Genomic DNA, 14,658 nt, shown 5'->3' with positions numbered 1-14,658 from the left:
GAGCCAATTACGGCCCCTGCCCGCGCGTGACGCGGATCACCCTGATCGAGTGCAGCGTTCCGCGGGCTCCAGGGCCTTTTCCCAGGTGTAGGCAGCCGGGGAGAGCGGGGACCGTGGGAATGGAGCAGGCTCGGGCCGGTGAGTACGACGAGTTCGTGGCGGCCCGCTGGTCGGGGTTGTTCCATCTGGCCCGTCTGCTCACCGGTGGCGATCGGCATCGGGCCGAGGATCTGTTGCAGGAGTCCTTGGTCAGGTTGTGGTTCGTCTGGCCGAAGATCGCCGAGGAGGCGCCGGAGGCGTACGTCCGCAAGGTGCTGGCCCGGGCGGCGGCGCGCTCGGCGCGGCGGCGGTGGTGGGGCGAGCGCCCCGTCGAGGAGCTGCCCGAGGTCGCGGCGGCCGGTGACATGTCGGCGCTCGTCGCCGAGCGGTCCCGGCTGGAGGCCGCGCTGGCGTTGCTGACCCCGCGTCAGCGGGCCGCGGTCGTCCTGCGCTACTACCAGGACCTGCCGGACCGGCAGGTCGCCGAGGTGCTGGGGTGCCCGGTGGGCACCGCCCGGTCGCACGCGGCGCGCGGGGTGGCCCGGCTGCGGGAGCTGCTGTCGGACGTCATCGAGCCGGTCGGCTGAGGGGGAGGTCATGGATCACTTCGAACGGCAGTTGACGCGGCTGATGACGGACGACCGGGAGACGACGGCGTTCCAGCCCCGGCACCGGGACCGGCTGCGGGCCGGGGTGCGGGCGCGGCGCCGCGCCCGGGCGGCCCGGCGGGCGGCCGGCGGTGTCCTCGCGGTCGCGGGGCTCGGCCTGGGCCTCTTCCTGTGGCCCCACGCGGACGCCCGCGACGAGCCGAGCGCGCCCCACCCGTGGCCCGCCGTCAGTCCCGCTCCGGGCACGACCACGGCTCCGGCGCCGGGCCCCTCCCCCAGCGCACCGTCCTCGGGCGCCACGACCTCGGCCCCGCCGCCCACGAACACGTCCACGCCGGAGGACACCCTGTCGGCCACCAACGGGTACACGACCGTCTCCTCGTCGACCCCGTCCGCGACGACGACCCCGGACCCGACTACGACCGAGGGCGCCACGCGGGGCACGTCCGGGAGCGACACCGCCACCACGTCACCGCCGTCGGCGCCCGCGACCGAGGGATCCGACCCGTCGGGCGGGGCGTCGGCCTCGACCGGCTCGGACGGCTAGCCGGCCGTCCCCCGTCCCCCCACCCCTTCGCCGGGCGTGCCCTCGGCATGCCCCGACATCGAGAACGAATGCGAAAAAACGCCATGAAACACCCTCAGGTCACCCTGCCGATCGCGGCCTCGACGCCCTTCCCGCACCCCGACGAGCCGGTCCTCGACCTGGCCGTCCCGGTGTTCAACGAGGAGCGGGACCTGGCGCCGAGCGTGCGCCGGCTCCACGCCCATCTGCGGGAGACGTTCCCGTACCCGTTCCGGATCACCATCGCCGACAACGCCAGCACCGACACCACCCCGGAGATCGCGGCGCGGCTCGCGGCCGAACTGCCCGAGGTGGCGTTCATACGGCTGGCCGAGAAGGGGCGCGGCCGGGCGCTGCGGGCCGCCTGGTCGGGCTCGTCGGCGCCGGTCGTCGCCTATCTCGACGTGGATCTGTCGACCGGGCTCACGGCGCTGCTGCCGCTCGTCGCCCCGCTGCTCTCCGGCCACTCCGACCTCGCCGTCGGCACCCGGCTGGCGCCCGGCTCCCGGGTGGTGCGCGGTCCCCGGCGGGAGGTGATCTCCCGCTGCTACAACGTCCTGCTGCGCTGCACCCTGTCCGTGGGGTTCTCGGACGCGCAGTGCGGGTTCAAGGCCGTACGACGGGAGGCGGCGGAGCAACTCCTGCCGCTGGTAAGGGACTCCGCGTGGTTCTTCGACACCGAGCTGCTGGTGGTCGCGGAGCGGGCCGGGCTGCGGATCCACGAGGTGCCGGTCGACTGGGTGGACGACCCGGACAGCCGGGTCGCGCTGCTGTCCACGGCCCTCGCCGACCTGCGCGGCATCGCACGGCTGGGACGCGAGCTGGCCCGTGGCGCGCTGCCCCGCCGGGGACGGCCGTCCCTGGCACCGGCGGCCCTCATCGCGCTCACCCACCTCCTCCTCTACGCGGCACTGCGCCCGGCCGCCGGCGCGCAGATGGTCAACGCCCTCGCGCTGCTGGCCTGTTGGGTCGCCGGGCAGACGGTGTTCGGCCTACTCCCGCCGCCCGCCCTGGCCGCCCGGCTGGCCCTCACCGCCGGGGCGCTCGCCGCCCTGCGGCACGCGGTGCCCACCGCCGCACACCGCGCCGAACTCGCCGTGCTCGCCGCCGTCCACCTGTCCCTCGTCCTCCCCCTCGCCCTGCCCTTCGTCCTGTCCCTCGTCCTGGGCCGGTCGGCGTCCGGGCGGAACCGGACGGAGCGCACGGCCCCATGACGACTCCCGTGGACACCCCGCTCCCGGCACTGCCCGCGACACCCGCTCCCGGGGTTCCGGAAGTGCCCGGCTTCCGGGAGCGCATCCGCCGCTACGGCCCGGCGCTCGCGATGTACGGCGCCCTGAAGCTCATCGGCTTCGGCTCGTTCATGTATCTGCTGGACTCGGCCGGCGACTTCCGCAGGAAGCATCCGCGCTTCGGCGGCGGCGCGCACGTCTGGGACGTGCTGGGCACGTGGGACGGCTGGTGGTACCAGCAGATCGCCCTGCACGGCTACCACCCCGCGCTGGTCCCGGTCCCCGGCGCCACCGGCCTGATCACCCTGCAGGGCAACTCGGCGGCGTTCTTCCCGCTCTACCCGGCGCTGATGCGGGTGGCGATGGAGGTCACGGGGCTCGGCCCGTTCGGTGCCGGGCTGCTGGTGTCGGTGGTGGCCTCGTTCGCGGCGGCGCTGGGGATCTTCGCGGTCGCCGCATGGTTCGGAGGTGAGCGGGCGGGGCTGGCGGCGGCCGGGCTGTGGGCCGTGTGGCCCGGCTCCGGCGTGGAGTGGGCGGTGTACTCGGACTCGCTGTACGTGGCGCTGGCCGCCTGGGCCCTGTACGCCGTACTGACCCGCCGCTGGCTCACCGCCGGCGTCCTGACCTTCGCCGCCGGTCTCAACCGGCCCACCGCGGTCGCGCTGATCGCCGCGCTCGCGCTGGCCGCGCTGCTCGCGCTGCGCCGCCGCGAGGACGGCGTCGCCCGTCCGCTGACCGCCCTGCTCGTGGCTCCGTTGGGCCTGCTCGGCTACCTGGGCTGGGTGGGCCACCGTATAGGCGACTACGGCGGCTACTTCAGGCTGCAATCAGGTGCGTGGGGGCACGAGTTCGACTACGGCAGGCAGACCCTGGACGTCCTGACGTCCGTCCCCGTGGGCCACTTCTCGTATCTCTTCGCGCTCCCCTTCGCGGACGTCATCGGGGTCGGTGTCGTCCTGCTGGACCTCGCGCTGCTGCCGCTGCTGTTCCGGCTGCGGCCGCCGGCGGTGCTGGTCGTCCACACGGTGCTCACCCTGGCCCTGGTGCTGGGCAGCCAGCAGTACTTCGCGAACGTCTCGCGCTATCTGCTGCCCGCCTTCCCGCTGTTCGTGCCGCTCGCGGTGGCGCTGCGCCGGATCAGCCTGCCCTGTCTGTGCCTTGTGCTGGGCCTGGCCGCGCTGGCCTCCGGCTCGTACGCGGGCTACGCCCTGTTCGAGCTCGGAGTGCCCTAGCGGCCGGCGCCGGCTCAGCCCTTCTTGACCGCCACGCCGCCGTAGAAGCCGATCTGCTCGGACCCCTCCGGCGGGGTGGCGTCCGGACGCCAGAACGGGACCTGGGTCAGGCCGGGTTCGACCAGCTCGAACCCTTCGAAGAACCCCTCGATCCGGGCGCGGGGGCGCAGGTTCATCGTCGCGGTCGCGTTGTTGTAGACGGCCTGGGCGTCGCTGCGGTCGTCGGCGAAGTCGTCCGTGGCGTGCGAGAGCACCAGGAAGCTGCCCGGAGGGAGGGCGTCGCGCAGGGTGGCCACGATCCGCTCGGGCTCCTCCTCGTCCCGGACGAAGTGCAGGATGGCGACCAGGAACAGGGCCACCGGCTGCCCGAAGTCGATGATCCGGCGGACCTCGGGGTGGTCCACGACGGACTGCGGGTCGCGCAGGTCGGCGAGGACGATGCTGGTGGTGCCGGCCCGGCTGAGCAGCGCGTCGCCGTGGGCCTTCACGATCGGGTCGTTGTCGACGTAGGCGACGCGGACGTCGGCGGCCAGCTCCTGGGCGATCTCGTGCACGTTCGGCGAGGTGGGCAGCCCGGTGCCGACGTCGAGGATCTGATGGACGCCGCTCTGGATGACATGCCGGACCGCCCGCTGCAGGAAGCCGCGGTTGGCCCGTACGGAGATCCAGACCTCGGGCGCGACGGACGCGAGCTGGTCGCCGGCCTTGCGGTCCACCTCGTAGTTGTCCTTGCCGCCCAGCAGGTAGTCGTAGATCCGGGCCGGATGCGGCTTGCTGGTGTCGATCTCCACGGACCCGATGCCGTCCTGCGTCACGTGCGCTCCTCTCAACGACCGCCCCGGCTCCCCTTGGCCCACCGACGGCTGGCGACAGCTTTACACATCAACTTCAGTGCCCGCGCACCGAGTTCCCCTGCCGCGCGAGTCGCCGGCGGTGGGGGGAGTCGCCCGACCCGGGCCGTCTTGACTACCATCGGGCCCAGGTGCCCGGGCAGGTGGCCCGGTTTGGTTTGGTTGGGGGTTTCGCATGGTCACTGGTCGTGTGGTGCGGTTCGACAGCTCGCGCGGGTACGGGTTCATCGCTCCGGACGGGGGCGGGGAGGACGTCTTCCTGCATGTGAACGACATGCAGATGTCGGAGTCGTACGTCCGCCCCGGTGTGGCGGTGGAGTTCGAGATCGAGGCCGGTGAGCGCGGGCCGAAGGCGTCCGGCGTGCGGCTCGCCCGCGGCGCCGACGTCAGGACGCTCGGCCCGGACGACGACTCGCTGTGCGACCTGCTCAGCGCGGAGGAGTTCACCCGCGAGGTCACCGAGACGCTGCTGGCGTCGGCGCCCACGCTCACCGCCGAGGAGATCGTGCGGGTCCGGGGCGCGCTGGCCCAGTTCGCGAAGAACCACGGCTGGATCGAGGGCTGACCCGCCCACAACACAGCGCGGGCGTACGGGCGTCGGGCACTGCCGGCGACGCAACTGCTCCCGGTGCCGTGAACCCTCCGGGCTGGTCGTCCGGGGAACGCCCGGGTCAGGACAGGGCGGGCCCGGTCACGTACCGCCCCCGGTCGTCGTACGGCCAGACGTTGGGCAGGCAGCCGTGCATGCCCTTGATCTGCTGCATCATCACGGGGGCCGGCCGTCCCGCGCCGGGGCAGCCGACGTGGCCGTGGCCGAGGAAGTGGCCGACCTCGTGGTTGACGATCAGGGCCCGGTAGTCCTTGACCCGGTGGGCGTAGACGGGGGTCGCCAGCAGCCAGCGCCGGAGGTTCACCATGACGTTCTTCCCCACGTCGCAGTTGACCTCGCCTCCGGTGTCCAGCCCGTACTCTCCGCAGATCCTGTCCACGGTCCCGGGGGTGGCCACCCGGACCGCGAAGTCGGCCGGACCGCTCGACACCCGCTCGAAGGCCGAACGGCCGTCGGCGGTCCAGCCGCGCGGGTCGGCCAGGATCCGGTCGACCTGCCGGGCGACGTCCGTGGGCGACAGGTTGATACCGGTCTCGACGTCCACCCGGTAGCGCAGGACGGTTCCCGACCCGACCGCACCGCCGCCACCGGCCGCGGTGATGAACGTGCCGGGTCCCGTGGCCGGGATGTCGGGTGTGGAGGTGGGCGAGGTGCGCGGGCTCGGCGAGGCGGAGGCGGAGGGCGGGGCGGAGGCGGAGGGCGGGGCGGACGTCGGCGCGGTGGAGCCGAGACGGCCGGAGCGGGCCCGCTCGGTCGGCTCGCTCCGGACGCCCGTACCGGACGAGCCCCCGTCCACGGCCACGAACCCGGCGGCACCCAGGACGGTCAGCGCGGCCAGGGCTCCCCAGAGCGGACCCTGGTACGACCGTCCCCGGGCGACGGCGTGCGAGGGGCCGCCGCGGCGACGGCCACGGGAGGAACGTGCGGTGCGCGTGGTCATGACCGTCAGGCTGTGATCGGAATGTGATCGGATCTGGCGCAAGCGATAACGAAAAGATAACGGGCGGGATGTCGCGCGACTATATGATCATCCCGTAACAAACGCACAGCTGTGCGGATCCCCTGCGGATACTGGGCCCATGCCACGCGTTCTGCTGATCGAAGACGACCGTGCCGTGCGGGAGGGGGTGGCCCTCGCCCTGCGCCGCCAGGGCCACGAGGCCGCCGCCGTCGCGACCGGGGAGGACGGGCTGGAGCGGGTACGGTCCTTCCGGCCGGACGTCGTGGTGCTGGACCTGATGCTGCCCGGGCTGCCCGGCCTCGACGTGTGCCGGCGGATCCGCGCCCTCGACCCGACCCTGCCGATCGTCATGGCGACCGCGCGCGGCGACGACGAGGACATCGTCGTGGGACTGGAGGCCGGCGCCGACGACTACGTGGTCAAGCCCGTGCGGGCGCGGGTGCTGGAGGCCCGGATCCGCGCGGTGCTGCGCCGCGCGGGCGGCCCGCCCGCCGAAGGCGGCATACCGAAGATCGACACCTACGGGGACCTGACCGTCGACCGGGCCGGGCTCTCGGTCACCCGCGGCGGCGAACCGGTCCCGCTCGCCCCGTCCGAACTCCGGCTGCTGCTCCTGCTGTCCGCCTCCCCCGGCCAGGTGTTCAGCCGTCAGCAGTTGCTGGAGGCGGTCTGGGAGCACAGCTACCACGGGGACGCGCGGCTGGTGGACGCCTGCGTCCGGCGGCTGCGCGTGAAGCTGGGCGAGCCGCCGCGCGAGCCGCGGTACATCCAGACCGTGCGCGGTTTCGGCTACCGCTTCGCGGCGCGGTGAGCGGCCCCCGGCTCCCCCGGCGTCCCCGGCTCCCCCAACTGCGCGGTCTGCGCGTCCGGTTGGTGCTCGCCTTCACGCTCGTCGCCGCCGTCACGGCGGCCACCACCGGCGCCCTGACCTTCCGCGAGGCCCGCACCGGCGTGCTCCAGCAGAGCCAGGACGCGGTGATCCAGCAGCTGCGCGCCCAGGTCGGCCGCCTCGCCCCGAACCTCGCCTTCCCGCCGGGCCAGGGGGAACTGGGGCGGCTCGCGGGGAACGTGGCCCGTGCCGACCCCTCCGGGAGCTGGCGGGTCCTGGTCACGTACGGCGAGCTGAGCGCCACCTCCGTCCCGGGCGACCCCTTCCAGGAGCTGACGCCCGCGCTGCGCGGGTCCGTGGAGTCCAGCATGGCCACCGTGTTCCAGCGGGTGGCCGCCGGCGACCGCACCGCGCTCGTCGTCGGCATGTCGGTCACCTTCGCCGAGGTACCCGCCAAGGGCGTGTACGCCTCCGGGATCCATGTCTTCCTGACGGTGCCGCAGACCACGGAACGCGCCTACGTCGACGCCCTGGTCACCGCCGTCGAACGGGCCGCCGTGCCCGCGCTGACGCTCGCCGTGCTGCTGGCGCTGCTCGCCGCGCGCGGGGTGCTGCGCCCGGTACGGGCCCTGCGCCGCGCCACCCGCAGCATCGCCGAGGGTCACCTCGACACCCGGCTCGCCGTCGACGGGTCCGACGAACTCGCCGATCTGTCCCACACGTTCAACGAGACGGCCGCCGCGCTGGAGAAGTCGGTGGCCGAACTGCGCGGCATGGAGACCCGGGCCCGGCGGTTCGCCGCCGACGTGTCGCACGAACTGCGCACCCCGCTCGCCGCGATGTCCGCCGTCACCGACGTCCTCGACGAGGACGCCGCCCGCCTGGACCCGGACACCGCCACCGCCGTCCGCCTGATCAGCGAGGAGACCGTGAAACTGGCCCGGCTGGTGGACGACCTCATGGAGATCTCCCGTTTCGACGCGGGTGCCGCCGTACCGCACCTGGACGAGATCGATCTCGCCGAGTCGCTGCGGCGCACGCTCGACGCCCGCGCCTGGACCCGCCCGGTCGACGCCGACCTGCCGGCCCCCGGCGCCCTGCGCGGCCTTGTCGACCCGCGCCGTCTGGACGTCGTCGTCGCCAACCTGGTCGGCAACGCCCTGCGGCACGGCGCCCGGCCCGTGACCCTGCGCCTGTACGAGGCCGGGGAGCCCGGTGGGGCGCGGGTCGCGGTGATCGAGGTGCTGGACAGCGGGCCGGGCATCCCGGACGACGTACTGCCGCACGTCTTCGAGCGGTTCTACAAGTCGGACGCCGCCCGCACCCGCACCGAGGGCAGCGGGCTGGGCCTCGCGATCACCGCGGAGAACGTCCGGTTGCACGGCGGCACCGTCCGCGCCGCGAACCGGCCCGAGGGGGGTGCCGTCTTCACCGTACGGCTGCCCCTGCCGGCCGACGAGCCCCCTCGGGAGGACCAGTGGTGACCTTGCGCCGCGGGGCCCGCTCCGCACTGCTGTTGCCGGTGGCGGCGGTGTGCGCCCTGACCTCGTGCGGGATCCCCACGACCGGGGTGGTACAGGCGGGCGGTCCCGCCGTCGGTATCACCCCGGCGACGCGGCTGTACTTCGTGCGGGACGGTGCCCTGGTCGGGGTCCGGCGCGGGACCGACGCGCCGGGTGACGTCGAGTCCGCGCTGCGGGACCTGCTGCGCGGCCCGACCGAAGCGGAGCTGGGCAAGGGGCTGACCACCCGGCTGCCGCTGCTCTCCGGGCTGGCGACGGCGGTCCCCGCGGTCCCGGTCACCGGCGGCGCCGCCTCCGCCGTACCGGAGACGACCGGCTCGGCGGACCCCGTGACGGTGACGGTCCGCGACCACCGGATCTCCGTCCAACTGCCGGTGTCGTCGCGCGAGTTGGGCGATCCCGGGCTCGCGGCGGCGCAGCTCGTCTGTACGGCCGGGGCGGCACAGCGCGTGGCCGCCCCCGATACGGAACCCGATCCGGTGACGGTCACGGCGGCGGACGGCCGACGCATCGGGGGCGCCTCCGCGCGCTGCCCCGCCCGCTGACCGTACGCGCGTGGTTCCCCGGCTGTCCGCGGGAAGTCGACACGGGCGTGCTCTTCGTCGGATCGCCCGGGACCGTCGCCCGTAAGATCGTCACGATGGCCCGCACCATCGGGCCACTGGGCCGCGAAGTCGCCCCGCGGGTGCGGGAAATGCTCACCAAGGAGCCCCTCCATGTCTGAACTCGTCTTCGGCCTCGACACCTTCGGCGATGTGCCGCAGGACGACTCGGGGAAACGGGTGTCCGACGCCCGGGCCATCCGGCAGGTCGTCGACGAGGCGGTGCTCGCGGACGAGACCGGGGTCGACGTCATCGCCCTCGGGGAGCACCACCGCCCGGAGTTCGCGATCTCGACGCCGGAGACCGTGCTCGCCGGCATCGCCACGCGCACCAGCCGGATCCGGCTGGCCTCCGGCGTGACCGTGCTCAGCTCCGACGACCCGGTCCGGGTCTTCCAGCGCTTCGCCACCGTGGACGCGCTCTCCGACGGCCGCGCCGAAGTCATCCTCGGACGCGGCTCGTTCACCGAGTCGTTCCCGCTCTTCGGCCACGACCTCGCCGACTACGACGTGCTGTTCGAGGAGAAGATCGAGCTCTTCGCCATGCTGCTGGAGGAGAAGCCCGTCACCTGGAGCGGCACCAAGCGGGCTCCGCTGGAGAACGCCGACGTCTTTCCCAAGACCGAGTCCGGCCGCCTGACCACCTGGGTCGGGGTCGGCGGCACACCGCAGTCCGTCATCCGCACCGCGCGCTACGGCTTCCCGCTCATGATCGCCATCATCGGCGGCAGCCCGGAGCGGTTCGCGCCGTACATCGACCTCTACCAGCGCGCCGCCGACCAGTTCGGTACGACCGCCCATCCGGTCGGGATGCACTCGCCGGGCTTCATCGCCGACACGGACGAGGAGGCCCGGGAGCGGCACTGGCCGTACTACCGGGTGATCCGGGACCGGATCGGCGCGCAGCGCGGCCGGCCGCCGGTGCGCGCGGAGGAGTACGCGAGGGAGATCGAGCACGGTTCCCTCTACGTCGGCTCGCCCGAGACGGTCGCCCGCAAGGTGGCCCGCGCGATCCAGTCGCTCGGCGTCGGCCGGTTCGACCTCATCTACACCAGCGGGAACCAGCCGATCAGCGCCCGCCTGCGCGCCGTCGAGCTGTACGGCACCAAGGTGATCCCGATGGTCCGCGAACTCCTCGCGGACTGACGCGGGCCGCGGCGGAGGCGGACCTGGTCGTCCTGGCGCTGCCGCTCGGCAAGTACCGCACCGTGCCCGCCGCCCCGCTCACCTCGTCGAACGAGACCGTGCGGGCGTTCCTGCCCGGGGCGCGCGGGGGCAAGGCGTTCAACCACACGGGGTACCACGACCTGGAGGACGGGGCGCGGCCGGCGGGGACGCCGGGGCGCAGGGCGATCGCGATCGCCGGTGACGATCCGGACGACCTCGCCGCCGCCGCGCACCTCGTCGACGCCCTCGGCTTCGACCCGGTGGTGGCGGGCCCGCTCGCCTCTGGGGTGCGGCTGGAACCGGGCGCCGAGCCCTTCGGCGCCGACACCGGCGCGGCGGAGCTGCGCGGGATGCTCGACCGGTTCCCGGAGTCCGGCCGCGGCCGCACGGTGATCGCCGCCCGGGCGGCCGCCGGGTCCGCCGCCTGATCAGGACGCGAACGGCACCAGACCCGCCGGGGCCTCGTCCCGCCCGGCGGGGTGCCGCCACACCCCCTCGGCGGCCAGCCGGGGCAGCACCCCCTCGCCGAACCAGTACGCCTCCTCCAGATGCGGATACCCGGACAGCACGAACTCCTCGATCCCCAGCGCCGCGTACTCCTTGATCCGCGCGGCCACCTCGTCGTGCGAGCCGACCAGCGCGGTCCCGGCGCCGCCGCGTACCAGCCCGATGCCCGCCCACAGGTTGGGGTGGATCTCCAGCGCGTCCCGCCGGCCGCCGTGCAGGGCCAGCATCCGCTGCTGCCCCTCGGACTCGCTCCGGCCGAGCCCCGCCTGCACCGACCGCACGGTCTCCGCGTCGAAGCCGTCCAGCAGCCGGTTCGCCTCGCTCCAGGCCTGCTCGGAGGTGTCCCGGGTGATGACGTGCAGCCGGATCCCGAACCGGAGGGTGCGCCCCTCCTTCGCCGCCAGGCCGCGGATCCAGGCGATCTTCTCCGCCACCTGGGCCGGCGGCTCCCCCCAGGTCAGGTACACGTCCACGTACCGGGCCGCGATCTCCCCCGCGACCGGCGAGGACCCGCCGAAGTACACCTCGGGCACCGGTTCCGGCACCCGCGCCAGCCTGGCGTCCTCGACCCGGAGGTGCTCCCCCGCCAGATCGACGGTCCTGCCCTCCCACAACGCCCGTACGACGTCGAGGAATTCACCGGTACGACGGTATCGCGCGTCCTTGTCGAGGAAGTCGCCGTAGGCGCGCTGCTCATGGCTCTCGCCCCCGGTCACCACGTTGAGCAGCAGCCGTCCGCCGGTCTGCCGCTGGAAGGTGGACGCCATCTGCGCGGCGAGCGTGGGCGAGACGAAGCCCGGCCGGAAGGCGACCAGGAACTTCAGTCGTTCGGTGTGCTGGCTGACCATGGCGGTGGTCAGCCAGGCGTCCTCGCACCAGGCGCCGGTGGGGGTGAGCGCGCCCACGAAGCCGAGGTCCTCGGCGGCCCTGGCGATCTGGCTCAGGTAGCCGACCGTCGGCGGCCGGTCCCCTCCGGAGGCGGTCGCCGGGGTGCCGTGGCCGCCGCCGACGACATGGCGGCTGTCGCCGTTGGTGGGCAGGAACCAGTGGAAGGTGAGGGACACGAGGGCTCTCCGTTCGTGAGTGTCCGTCAGAGCAGGCCGTGGCGGGGCGGCGGCGTGCCGCCCCGCACGTACCGGCCGATGTGCTGGATCTTCCAGCGGGTCGGATCGTGCAGGGTGTGGGTGCGGGCGTCCCGCCAGTGCCGGTGCAGGTTCAGGGAGTTGAGGGCCGAACGGGTGCCGGACACCTCGAACAGCGCCCCGGCGGCCGACGCGTCGGTGAGGTCCGCGCGGGCCGCGTCGACCGCGCGGGCGGCCTCCCGCAGCAGCACCTCGGACGCCCGCACCCGCAGGGCGAGTTCACCGAACCGCTGGATCAACAGCGGGTCCTCGGCGGCGGTCTCCACCCCGCTCTCGAACCAGGGCCGGCTCCTGGTGCTGTAGTCGTACCCCCAGTCCGTCCGTTGTTCGATCTTGCTGGTGACGAGTCCTCCGCTGACGTTGGGGACCCAATAGGCGAATTTCACGGGCGCGGGCATGCGGAACTCCTGTTGCGGAATGTTTTCGGGCGCGCCGAATTCAAGGGGTGCGCGAGCACGGTGAATTCAGGCGGGAAAAGGAGGGAACGCGGCGGATCGCAGGGGGATGATCAGGCCGCGGCGCGACAGGAAGCGCTGGAGACGCGCGCGAGGTCGACGTGGCGTCGCCGCGTGAGGTCCAGTCGCATCTTCATGTCGTCGATGGTCGCAGCCGGCGTTCAGGACCGTCAAGGAAAACCCGACCGTTCTCGCATCGCGGACCATGGGATTTCACGAACGTGTGACGGGGAAACCCTTGAACGCACCCCGATAAGCCGCGCATTCTGCCGGGGTGCGGACCGAACAACTGGAATACATGGCGGCCGTGCCCCGGCTCGGCTCACTGCGCCGGGCGGCCGACGAACTGCGTCTGTCGCAGCCCGCGTTGAGCGAGACCGTGCGGAACCTGGAGCGGGAGCTGGGCGTCGACCTGCTGGAGCGCAAACGCACCGGGGCGACGATGAGCGCGGCCGGTCAGGAGCTGATGCCGCGCATCGTCGATGTGCTGGAGGCGGTGGACCGGCTGCGGGTGGCGGCCGGCGAGCAGCACCGCATCAGCCGGATGGTGCGCGTCGGCACCGTCAACGCGGCGACCGTACCGCTGCTCATCCCGGTGCTGCGGGACTTCCGGGCCGCGCATCCGGTCACCCAGGTCGAGGTGGTGGGCGCGCAGCAGACGGAGATCCACCGGGGTCTCGCCGAGGGCGGTTTCGACCTGGGCCTGGTGAACCAGCTCGCCGGTCGGGACGAGGTGTCGGCCGACGATCTGCTCACCGTGCCGCTGATCGCGATGCGCACGGGCTGTGTGATGCACCGCTATGTGCACCGGCTGCCGGCGGGCCGCGCCCCGGCTTTCTCGTACTCGACCGACGGTGCCGAGATGGGCAAGCTGATGGTCGCGGAAGGGCTCGGGGCGACGGTGCTGCCCGACTTCAGCGTGGTCGGGGACCCGCTGGAGCGCGCTGGGACGCTCGTGTGCCGGCCGCCGGCGGACGACTCCACCCGGGTGCTGCTGATGCTCCAGCGCCGGCGGGCCGGGTCGGTCCCGCAGGCGGCGCGGGACCTGCACGAGACGTTCGTACGCCGGGCGGTCGAGCTGGGCGGCGGCCCGGTCAGTGGGAGTCGACCTGCTGCCAGCTCATCGCCGTGACCTTGGTGGCCTTCGCCGTCAGCACGGCCGCGCCCTGCCCCTGGAACACATCGGTGATCACCGGGCCCCGGTGCGCTCCCAGCGTGGACTCCTCGTCGGTGGGCACCAGTTCACGGCTGGACCGGTAGACCTCCTTCACCAGCTGCTCCTGGTTGTGCGCGACCGGGAACAGCGCGAGGACGCCGCCGTCGGCCGTGCGCAGCGCGTACACGCTGGTGTCGGCCGGGGTCTTGGTGAAGAACCGCTTGGTGGCGATGCCGTCGGCCGTGCCGTGGGCGGTGCTGTCCCGGTAGATCTTGGCGGCCTCGTCGACCGGCTTGGTGGTGGCGAGGTTCTTGCCGGCCTTGGCGCCTCCGGTCGCGTACAGGTCGTCGAAGGCGGCGCCGACATCGGCCGGGGCGAACGCGCCGACCTTGGCGGCGGGGTCGACGGCCTCGGCCAGGCCGTGCGCGTCGAGAGCGGGCTTCGGCAGGGGCTGCCCGTCCTCGGCCCACACGGACATCACCATCTTGTAGGCGCCGTCCGCCTTGTCGAAGACCAGCAGCACCGAGGAGTGACCGTCCTCGCTGGACGTGGCCCTGACCGCGAACCAGCTGCCCTTCGCCGGGATCACGTACTGGCGGTCCCGGTAATAGAACGGCTTGCGGTAGGCCTTCTTGTCCTTGGCCGACCAGGTCGGCGCGAGCGCGTAGGTGGCCTGGTCCATCGCGTAGGCCTGGCCGCCCTCGACCGTGGCCAGGAGCTTCGCGTCCAGGGCCGCGTTGGCCTGGTTGTTGACCTTCTCGTAGGTGTCGACGACCTTCTGGGCGGCCGCCCGGCCGACCACGCCCTGCTCAGGGGCGGCGGCGCTGTTGCTGCTACTCGGAGCCGAGGCCGCGTCGGTGTCCGAGCCCGAGCCGCAGGCCGTGAGCGCGAACACGAGTGCGGCACCGACGACCGCCGCCCCAGGACGTGGTGAGCGGGCGCGGCGGGTCATGAATCGGGACATGGGGCAGTGATCTCCTCGAACGCACTGACGCGGAGGGGGCGGTGGCATGCGCACGGCCGCTGCCCGCCGGACGGCCGGACCGCGGCACGCCTGCGCGCGCCCCTGGGTGATGCCGATGCGTCTCCTGCGTCCCCGTTGCCCCCGTGTGGCCTCTGCCGGCCTGTGGCCACCCTAGCCACCGAACATGCACATGACGCAAGCCGGTTCCGTGGCGC

At 73.3% G+C, this 14,658-nt stretch carries 16 protein-coding genes and 1 pseudogene; 11 read left to right on the top strand and 6 right to left on the bottom strand.

The features are described from left to right. Nucleotides 1-119: 119 nt before the first annotated feature. From ACGFZS_RS33700 to ACGFZS_RS33685, 4 genes are all read left to right on the top strand, one after another. The gene (locus ACGFZS_RS33700; RefSeq protein WP_393798260.1) at nucleotides 120-626 is read left to right on the top strand and encodes a SigE family RNA polymerase sigma factor; all 507 of its coding nucleotides are present in this window, start codon (nucleotides 120-122) and stop codon (nucleotides 624-626) included. 10 nt (nucleotides 627-636) lie between these two features. Continuing rightward, a complete protein-coding gene (locus tag ACGFZS_RS33695) occupies nucleotides 637-1,194 on the top strand; it encodes a hypothetical protein (protein ID WP_393798259.1) in 558 nt (185 codons plus the stop codon). A gap of 83 nt (nucleotides 1,195-1,277) precedes the next feature. Continuing rightward, nucleotides 1,278-2,426 (top strand): dolichyl-phosphate beta-glucosyltransferase, encoded by a 1,149-nt coding sequence (locus ACGFZS_RS33690; protein ID WP_393798258.1) that lies wholly within the window; start codon nucleotides 1,278-1,280, stop codon nucleotides 2,424-2,426. Beyond that, nucleotides 2,423-3,676: a hypothetical protein gene (locus ACGFZS_RS33685; RefSeq protein WP_393798257.1), complete on the top strand. Its 1,254-nt coding sequence runs from the start codon at nucleotides 2,423-2,425 to the stop codon at nucleotides 3,674-3,676. The genes ACGFZS_RS33690 and ACGFZS_RS33685 overlap by 4 nt, the downstream gene beginning before the upstream one ends. A 14-nt stretch (nucleotides 3,677-3,690) precedes the next feature. On the opposite strand, the gene ACGFZS_RS33680 is transcribed toward ACGFZS_RS33685, so the two are convergent. Next, nucleotides 3,691-4,491, bottom strand: coding sequence for an SAM-dependent methyltransferase (locus tag ACGFZS_RS33680; RefSeq protein ID WP_393658021.1), 801 nt, complete (start codon nucleotides 4,489-4,491; stop codon nucleotides 3,691-3,693). A 211-nt stretch (nucleotides 4,492-4,702) separates the two neighbouring features. Here ACGFZS_RS33680 and ACGFZS_RS33675 point away from each other — a divergent pair, with 211 nt between their 5' ends. After that, nucleotides 4,703-5,092 (top strand): cold shock domain-containing protein, encoded by a 390-nt coding sequence (locus tag ACGFZS_RS33675; RefSeq protein ID WP_355711605.1) that lies wholly within the window; start codon nucleotides 4,703-4,705, stop codon nucleotides 5,090-5,092. Nucleotides 5,093-5,198: 106 nt separating this feature from the next. On the opposite strand, the gene ACGFZS_RS33670 is transcribed toward ACGFZS_RS33675, so the two are convergent. After that, the gene (locus tag ACGFZS_RS33670; RefSeq protein ID WP_393798256.1) at nucleotides 5,199-6,077 is read right to left on the bottom strand and encodes a DUF3152 domain-containing protein; all 879 of its coding nucleotides are present in this window, start codon (nucleotides 6,075-6,077) and stop codon (nucleotides 5,199-5,201) included. 139 nt (nucleotides 6,078-6,216) lie between these two features. On the opposite strand from ACGFZS_RS33670, the gene ACGFZS_RS33665 reads away from it, so the two are divergent. From ACGFZS_RS33665 to ACGFZS_RS33645, 5 genes are all read left to right on the top strand, one after another. Then, a complete protein-coding gene (locus tag ACGFZS_RS33665) occupies nucleotides 6,217-6,909 on the top strand; it encodes a response regulator (protein ID WP_393548216.1) in 693 nt (230 codons plus the stop codon). Beyond that, entirely contained in the window at nucleotides 6,906-8,411 is a 1,506-nt protein-coding gene (locus ACGFZS_RS33660) for an ATP-binding protein (RefSeq protein ID WP_393798255.1), read from the top strand. Before ACGFZS_RS33665 ends, ACGFZS_RS33660 begins: the two co-directional genes overlap by 4 nt. Then, complete coding sequence (locus ACGFZS_RS33655; RefSeq protein ID WP_393798254.1) at nucleotides 8,408-8,995, top strand: hypothetical protein; 588 nt, start codon at nucleotides 8,408-8,410, stop codon at nucleotides 8,993-8,995. The genes ACGFZS_RS33660 and ACGFZS_RS33655 overlap by 4 nt, the downstream gene beginning before the upstream one ends. A 171-nt stretch (nucleotides 8,996-9,166) precedes the next feature. After that, nucleotides 9,167-10,198 (top strand): LLM class flavin-dependent oxidoreductase, encoded by a 1,032-nt coding sequence (locus ACGFZS_RS33650; protein ID WP_393798253.1) that lies wholly within the window; start codon nucleotides 9,167-9,169, stop codon nucleotides 10,196-10,198. A gap of 62 nt (nucleotides 10,199-10,260) precedes the next feature. Further along, the gene (locus ACGFZS_RS33645; protein WP_393798252.1) at nucleotides 10,261-10,647 is read left to right on the top strand and encodes a hypothetical protein; all 387 of its coding nucleotides are present in this window, start codon (nucleotides 10,261-10,263) and stop codon (nucleotides 10,645-10,647) included. Here the strand turns inward: ACGFZS_RS33645 and ACGFZS_RS33640 are convergent, their stop codons facing one another. The 3 genes and pseudogenes from ACGFZS_RS33640 to ACGFZS_RS33630 form a co-directional block, all read right to left on the bottom strand. Further along, nucleotides 10,648-11,790, bottom strand: a complete 1,143-nt coding sequence (locus ACGFZS_RS33640; protein ID WP_393798251.1) for an LLM class flavin-dependent oxidoreductase — start codon at nucleotides 11,788-11,790, stop codon at nucleotides 10,648-10,650. It abuts the gene before it with no gap. Nucleotides 11,791-11,816: 26 nt separating this feature from the next. Further along, nucleotides 11,817-12,164 (bottom strand): annotated as a pseudogene (locus tag ACGFZS_RS33635) (hypothetical protein); the annotation flags it as partial. A gap of 212 nt (nucleotides 12,165-12,376) precedes the next feature. Beyond that, nucleotides 12,377-12,454, bottom strand: a complete 78-nt coding sequence (locus ACGFZS_RS33630) for a putative leader peptide (RefSeq protein ID WP_351405193.1) — start codon at nucleotides 12,452-12,454, stop codon at nucleotides 12,377-12,379. A 143-nt stretch (nucleotides 12,455-12,597) separates the two neighbouring features. On the opposite strand from ACGFZS_RS33630, the gene ACGFZS_RS33625 reads away from it, so the two are divergent. Beyond that, nucleotides 12,598-13,455, top strand: a complete 858-nt coding sequence (locus ACGFZS_RS33625; protein WP_393798250.1) for a LysR family transcriptional regulator — start codon at nucleotides 12,598-12,600, stop codon at nucleotides 13,453-13,455. On the opposite strand, the gene ACGFZS_RS33620 is transcribed toward ACGFZS_RS33625, so the two are convergent. Next, entirely contained in the window at nucleotides 13,418-14,443 is a 1,026-nt protein-coding gene (locus tag ACGFZS_RS33620) for a hypothetical protein (protein ID WP_393798249.1), read from the bottom strand. The genes ACGFZS_RS33625 and ACGFZS_RS33620 overlap by 38 nt on opposite strands. Nucleotides 14,444-14,658: the final 215 nt, after the last annotated feature.

This window comes from Streptomyces sp. NPDC048288 (assembly GCF_043201555.1).
In the GTDB taxonomy this organism is placed as follows: Bacteria; Actinomycetota; Actinomycetes; order Streptomycetales; family Streptomycetaceae; genus Streptomyces.
The sequence above is the reverse complement of the archived record's forward strand: the minus strand, read 5'-3'. Positions and strand labels throughout refer to the sequence as shown.

Bases quoted from the DNA above. Each gene is read 5' to 3' on its own strand.
- ACGFZS_RS33700 (WP_393798260.1), top strand. From the start codon at position 120: ATGGAGCAGGCTCGGGCCGGTGAGTACGACGAGTTCGTGGCGGCCCGC.
- ACGFZS_RS33695 (WP_393798259.1), top strand. From the start codon at position 637: ATGGATCACTTCGAACGGCAGTTGACGCGGCTGATGACGGACGACCGG.
- ACGFZS_RS33690 (WP_393798258.1), top strand. From the start codon at position 1,278: ATGAAACACCCTCAGGTCACCCTGCCGATCGCGGCCTCGACGCCCTTC.
- ACGFZS_RS33685 (WP_393798257.1), top strand. From the start codon at position 2,423: ATGACGACTCCCGTGGACACCCCGCTCCCGGCACTGCCCGCGACACCC.
- ACGFZS_RS33675 (WP_355711605.1), top strand. From the start codon at position 4,703: ATGGTCACTGGTCGTGTGGTGCGGTTCGACAGCTCGCGCGGGTACGGG.
- ACGFZS_RS33670 (WP_393798256.1), bottom strand. From the start codon at position 6,077: ATGACCACGCGCACCGCACGTTCCTCCCGTGGCCGTCGCCGCGGCGGC.
- ACGFZS_RS33665 (WP_393548216.1), top strand. From the start codon at position 6,217: ATGCCACGCGTTCTGCTGATCGAAGACGACCGTGCCGTGCGGGAGGGG.
- ACGFZS_RS33650 (WP_393798253.1), top strand. From the start codon at position 9,167: ATGTCTGAACTCGTCTTCGGCCTCGACACCTTCGGCGATGTGCCGCAG.
- ACGFZS_RS33630 (WP_351405193.1), bottom strand. From the start codon at position 12,454: ATGCGACTGGACCTCACGCGGCGACGCCACGTCGACCTCGCGCGCGTC.
- ACGFZS_RS33620 (WP_393798249.1), bottom strand. From the start codon at position 14,443: ATGTCCCGATTCATGACCCGCCGCGCCCGCTCACCACGTCCTGGGGCG.